The 3,563-nt window shown below is 40.4% G+C and carries 4 protein-coding genes; 2 read left to right on the top strand and 2 right to left on the bottom strand.

The genetic code is table 11. The features are described from left to right. Positions 1-458: 458 nt before the first annotated feature. Complete coding sequence (locus AC1DSB_RS16410) at positions 459-1,004, bottom strand: bifunctional transcriptional activator/DNA repair enzyme AdaA (protein WP_477533256.1); 546 nt, start codon at positions 1,002-1,004, stop codon at positions 459-461. Between the two features lie 201 nt (positions 1,005-1,205). On the opposite strand from AC1DSB_RS16410, the gene AC1DSB_RS16405 reads away from it, so the two are divergent. Then, a complete protein-coding gene (locus tag AC1DSB_RS16405; protein ID WP_477533257.1) occupies positions 1,206-1,661 on the top strand; it encodes a methylated-DNA--[protein]-cysteine S-methyltransferase in 456 nt (151 codons plus the stop codon). A 140-nt stretch (positions 1,662-1,801) separates the two neighbouring features. On the opposite strand, the gene AC1DSB_RS16400 is transcribed toward AC1DSB_RS16405, so the two are convergent. Further along, positions 1,802-2,497 carry a class I SAM-dependent methyltransferase gene (locus AC1DSB_RS16400; protein WP_477587129.1) on the bottom strand — a complete coding sequence of 232 codons (696 nt, stop codon included), beginning with the start codon at positions 2,495-2,497 and terminating at the stop codon, positions 1,802-1,804. Between the two features lie 201 nt (positions 2,498-2,698). Here AC1DSB_RS16400 and AC1DSB_RS16395 point away from each other — a divergent pair. Beyond that, positions 2,699-3,563: aldo/keto reductase (locus AC1DSB_RS16395; RefSeq protein WP_477587128.1), on the top strand; the 865-nt coding region annotated here is incomplete at its 3' end.

The raw sequence follows: 3,563 nt of genomic DNA, 5'->3' as shown, positions 1-3,563 counted from the left end.
CCTCCACTCCAATCAAAAGAAATTGCTTCTGTAAGCGTGTCTCTGCAAAATATTTAAGTTGGAAGGTGGTTGGCTATTTCTGAAGACTCCTGCGGAAAAACGAAACAAGCTAGACCCCACAGGCTCAGCTGTCATAGACAGCTGAGCCGAGGAGGCTTGCGTTTCGTCCGCGGAAAGCGAAAGAAATAACCGACCACAATCTTTTTCGATAGAATGCAAAAAATAAGATCTCAATTTTTATACTTTTATATTAATTATTATTCTTTTGTCAATAAGCTGACTCACTTCAGAAAAGTGAGTTTTGGACGTGTGGTTAAGTACACTCCACACAGTATGACAACCAATCCAACTATCATATGAACAGAAATCGCTAAGAATTGAAATGAATACGAATGATATACCCCAAAACAGACTTAAGGCAATTAAAGCTATGTATTCACGCATAAGAAGTACTTCCTTTACTGAACCTCCGTTCGATAATGTGTTGGGGACTGATTGGTGTATTTATGGAAAGCTGTTGAGAAATGGGCGGCATTCAGATARCCGACAGATTGAGCAATATCGCTTACTTGCAAATCAGTCGTTAGGAGTTGCTGTTTTGCTAGATCCATTCTTGCTTTCATTAAATAACGTGTTGGTGATACGTTCATTTCTTTCGAAAATACTTTCTGTAAATAGGTTGGAGAAACAAATAGTTGCTCAGCCAATTTTTTCAATGTAAGAGGTTCTGCTAATTGTGTTTCAATTATTTCGATGGTTTGATTGACAATTTGTGAACGCGGCTGAACAAATGCCACATCATCTGGACAACATCGTTTACATGGACGATACCCAGCCTCCAAGGCTGCACCCTGTGATAAAAAAATGGAGACGTGCTGACGAAGTGGCAACTTGGAAGGGCATGATGGCCGACAAAAAATAAGTGTTGTCGAAACCCCATAAAAGAACTGACCATCAAAGCGATTATCATTGTTTCTGATGGCTATCCATTCAAATTCTTTCATGGGCAATGCCCCCCTTTTATGTGGCTTTCATACTTGTCGGCTCATGCTAAACATGCACCAAACTGTACGATAAAAAACAGAATCGTTTATCAAGACATTTTTCTTTATAGTAACACATTACTTCTGTCTGAAAATTGAATGCCAACAATTGAAAAGCATACAGAACTGAAGTTATTTATAATAGGACTAGGGGGTGTTCATATGTATAGAGGCTATTTGAATTCACCAATTGGACTCATTGAAGTAATAGCAACACAGGAAGATCTTATATCTGTATTGTTCGTAGAAGAACAAAAGCATTCCCATGAAAATGAAATCGTCAAACATTTCCTTCATGAGATTGACTCTTATTTCAAAGGTCAACTTACACACTTTACAATTCCATCGTTGAACGGCACCATTTTTCAAAGTGAAGTATGGAATGAGCTCATCCACATCCCATATGGTAAACGAAGCAGCTACTCCGAGATTGCTCACCAAATTAATAGACAAAAAGCAGTTCGGGCAGTTGGGTCGGCTATCGGGAAAAATAAATTAGCCCTCATTGTGCCTTGTCATCGAGTGGTCGGAAAAAATGGATCTCTGTCCGGATTTGCGTGGGAAACATGGCGAAAAGAATGGTTACTTGAACATGAAAAGAACCATTCACAAAAGTGAACGGTTCTTTTCTCTTATTTACAGTGATAGCCAAAATTCATATGCTAATAGCGTCCTATTCGGTTTCGCCCATTAATTCCCACATGATAGAATTGAATTACATGATTGAATAGTAAAAGACAGGGCCTCTGCCCTGTCTTTTATTTTGTTGCATGTGCAATCCAACCACCAAATAGTGTGGTCGAAAAGAATTGTGTCACCCGCTCGAATCCAGCTTGTTGTAAGAGTTCTTCAATCTGAGTGGCAGGTACGAATGATAGTTCACGAACCGACTCTTCCATCGCCTCCACATCTTCTTGCGTTAAATCAGTTAAATCCAGCCAAATCGATTTCCATAAATTCATCCGCTCATCGAATTCTGGATTCGATTGATCACCGAACATCGATACGAGAACAAATGGAGCTCCCGGTTGCAATCTTTCTCTTACTGTTTTCAATAAACTCAGTTTTTCTTCAACTGTTTCAACGAAATGGAGGACAAGCAAACATGTGGCAGCATCAAATGTTTGATTAAATTCGATTTGTTCAATTRTCCCTGTGTGTATGGACACTCGATCTTCAATTCCTGCATTTTTCGCTTTTTGCATAGCGACTTCAAGCATGGCTTCTGAAGGGTCAACCCCTGCGAAAGTCCACGTAGGATTTGCTGTTCCAAAGGTCACGATTTCATTTCCTCCGCCAGCTCCAATGACCAACACTTTTGCGGAGTCGTTTACATTCGCACGAAGGAATGACTGAACCATCCGGAACAATGCATCGTAAGTTGGTAGAGCACGGCGAATGCCTTTATCGTATTCTCTTGCCATTTCCAGATCAAATTCCAAATCATCTTTCATTTTGTTTCCCCCATTAATTAATCATTTATTACCTTCTATTATGGGACAGTTCATTGAAACTTTCAAACCGCTACATATTCGCTATCTTAAGAGACTAAATGGTACACTTTTACAATAAAAGCGAAAAGCTTCTTTCTAGCCAGACACTGGTGCTTGGAGTTGGAACTAATAAATCATATGCCCTTTTGGAGGCTGATATATATGGAAAATACTATGATAAAGCGGACTCTGGGCCAAACAGATTTACACCTGTCCCCCCTTGGACTAGGGACTTGGCAATTCAGTAAAGGATCAGGTGTCGTTGGCAGATTTTGGGGAGCACTGGATGATGAACTTACGGAAAACATCATTAAAACGTCATTGGATGGCGGCATCAATTGGTTTGACACTGCTGAAGTATATGGTGGTGGTGAGTCCGAAAGAATTTTAGCGAAAGCGCTTGAAAATATAGGTGCAAGCCCTGAAGAAGCTCGAATTGCGACTAAATGGTGGCCTATGCTTCGAACAGCAGGTTCCATTCCGAAAACGATTAATAATCGTAAAGAGGCTCTTCAAAATCGCAGGATTGACTTGTACCAAATTCATCAACCCTATTCACTCTCATCCGTTGAAAAGCAAATGCAGGCCATGATCGAGCTAGTAAAAGCTGGTCATATTAACCATATTGGCGTTAGTAATTTCAACGCTTCTGCAATGGTCAATTCCCATCGGATTCTTAGTGAAAACGGACTGACACTGGCTTCGAATCAAGTGAAATACAGTTTACTGGACCGACGTATGGAGGAAAACGGAGTTCTGGATCGCGCGAAGGAATTAGGCATTTCCATCATTGCTTACTCGCCACTTGAGCCAGGAATACTAACTGGGAAATTTCATGATAATCCTGCATTGATTCACGATGCCAAAGGACCTCGTAGATTTCAACGCAAATTCAAGGAAGCAGGATTGGCAGAATCTAAACCACTCATAACTTTACTGGATGCCATTGGTGAAAAATACAATGTCAGTGCCAGCCAAGTAGCTTTGAACTGGACTATCCATTATCATGGAGAAACGGTTTTTGCGA

Source organism: Paenisporosarcina sp. P4_E4_2, assembly GCF_056401595.1.
Note: the sequence above shows the minus strand (reverse complement) of the source record. Positions and strands in the feature narration are given on the sequence as shown.

Excerpts from the sequence above, each read along its gene's own strand:
- AC1DSB_RS16405 (WP_477533257.1), top strand. The coding sequence starts at position 1,206 with ATGTATAGAGGCTATTTGAATTCACCAATTGGACTCATTGAAGTAATA.